The organism is Caballeronia sp. M23-90 (assembly GCF_053574605.1).
Map to the genome: position 1 here is coordinate 1 of NZ_JBSIPA010000720.1, position 2,050 is coordinate 2,050.

The 2,050-nt window shown below is 60.6% G+C and carries 2 protein-coding genes and 1 pseudogene; 1 reads left to right on the top strand and 2 read right to left on the bottom strand.

Going from position 1 to position 2,050, the window contains the following annotated elements:
- Positions 1–180 (bottom strand): DUF72 domain-containing protein (locus ACRXB1_RS35110; protein WP_449494664.1); only part of this gene is annotated, 180 nt, incomplete at its 3' end.
- A pseudogene (locus ACRXB1_RS35115) lies at positions 129–353 on the bottom strand (GntR family transcriptional regulator); the annotation flags it as partial. The pseudogene ACRXB1_RS35115 and the gene ACRXB1_RS35110, both read right to left, overlap by 52 nt.
- Before the next feature lie 183 nt (positions 354–536).
- On the opposite strand from ACRXB1_RS35115, the gene ACRXB1_RS35120 reads away from it, so the two are divergent.
- Complete coding sequence (locus tag ACRXB1_RS35120; protein WP_062002567.1) at positions 537–1,865, top strand: aspartate aminotransferase family protein; 1,329 nt, start codon at positions 537–539, stop codon at positions 1,863–1,865.
- The last annotated feature ends 185 nt before the right edge of the window (positions 1,866–2,050 follow it).

Here is a 2,050-nt window from a genome sequence, read left to right on the forward strand (position 1 = left end):
TCGCCACTTGGCGAATGTCGAAGGTTTCTGCGAGCCGTAGAAGGTGCCGTTGATTTCGATGGACGTCAGCTTCCCGCTCGCGTATTCGAGTTCGCGCTTTTGCACGAGGTCTTTCGGATAGAAGAGGAGCCGGAACCGCGCCGCGCGACGACGAGTCCCATCGACACAAGCCGTCCATATGCCTCGGTGACCGTGAACGTGCTGAGGCGTTCGGTTTGCGCGAGCTGACGCACCGATGGCAGCAACGCCCCGGCTCGCAGCGTCTGCTGTTCGATCGCGCTGGAGAACGCAGTCACGAGTTGCTCGACGAGCGTCGCCTGCGCCCGGTCGCGGTCCAGTTGAAGTTCGATCATGAATCGCTGAAAAGAGGATGATCAAGGAAGTGAACCAGCCGGATCAGTGTGAAGCACATGCGGCGGCGTCACCAATACAGTTTCCATCATTCTGCCAGCACAGTTCTTCGCGCGACAGGACAACTGTCTATGCCGCGGGTTTTTATCGAGGACTACATTGCGTGTTCTAACAGGAGATTTCACATGACTTCGCGCCCCGTCATCGACGACCTTTCGTCGTTCTGGATGCCCTTTACCTCGAACCGGCAATTCAAAGCGGCGCCGCGCCTGATCGAAGGTGCGAAGGGCATGTACTACAAATCGACCGATGGCCGCGAAATCCTCGACGGTTGCGCCGGCCTCTGGTGCGTGAATGCGGGCCACTGCCGCGACGAAATCGTCGCCGCCATCCAGCATCAGGCCGCCACGCTCGACTTCGCGCCAACCTTCCAGATGGGCCATCCGCTTGCATTCGAAGCAGCCACGAAAGTCGCGGCGATCATGCCCGAAGGGCTCGACCGCATCTTCTTCACGAACTCCGGTTCCGAATCAGTCGATACCGCGCTGAAAATTGCCCTCGCCTATCACCGCGCGCGAGGCGAAGGACAGCGCACGAAGCTGATCGGTCGCGAACGGGGTTATCACGGCGTGGGTTTCGGTGGTATTTCGGTCGGCGGGATTGGACCGAACCGCAAGACGTTCTCGGGCGCGTTGCTGCCGGGCGTCGATCATCTGCCGCATACTCATGCGCCGGATCACAATGCGTTCTCGAAGGGTCAGCCGGCATGGGGCGCCCATCTTGCCGATGAACTCGAACGCATTGTCGCGCTGCACGACGCATCGACCATTGCGGCTGTTATTGTCGAGCCGCTCGCGGGATCGACCGGCGTACTCGTGCCGCCGCAAGGTTATCTGCAGAAGCTGCGCGAGATCTGCACGAAGCACGGCATCCTGCTGATATTCGATGAAGTCATCACCGGCTTCGGCCGTCTCGGCAAGGCAACCGCCGCTGAGTTCTTCGGTGTGACGCCGGACCTGATGACGCTTGCCAAGGCCATCAACAACGCCAGCATTCCGATGGGCGCCGTGGCCGCGCATCGCAACGTGCACGACACGGTCGTCAACGCGGGCGCGGTGAATGGCATCGAGTTGTTCCACGGTTATACGTATTCCGCGCACCCCATGGCAGCCGCTGCCGCCATCGCCACGCTCGACCTGTATGCACGCGATCAGTTGTTCGAACGCGCGGCATCGAAGGCCGGAAAGTTCGAAGCAGCAGCCCACGCGTTACGCGATGCGCCGCATGTAAAGGACGTCCGCAATCTCGGACTGGTTGCGGGTATCGAGTTGCAGCCTCGCGATGGCGCCCCGGGCGCGCGTGCGTATGAGGCATTTGTGAAGTGCTTCGAAGCAGGCGTTCTCGTGCGTTACACGGGCGATATTTTGGCGTTCTCGCCGCCGCTGATCATTGAAGACGACCAGATCGAGCAGATTTTCAGCACGGTTCGCAAGGTGCTTGAAACCGTCAAGTAACGCGGTTGGCGTGACAGTACAGAGGCCGTTCCTGCATTGACCGGAACGGCCTTTTTCGCATAAAAAAACCGCTTCAACGCGCGGGCCTTGCAGTGCTCGCCTTCGATGAAGCCGCTTTACGCCGCGTGGCCCAGCCCTTTTTCGCCGATGCGGAACGGTCAGCCGCCGAACGCCGGCTCGCGCTA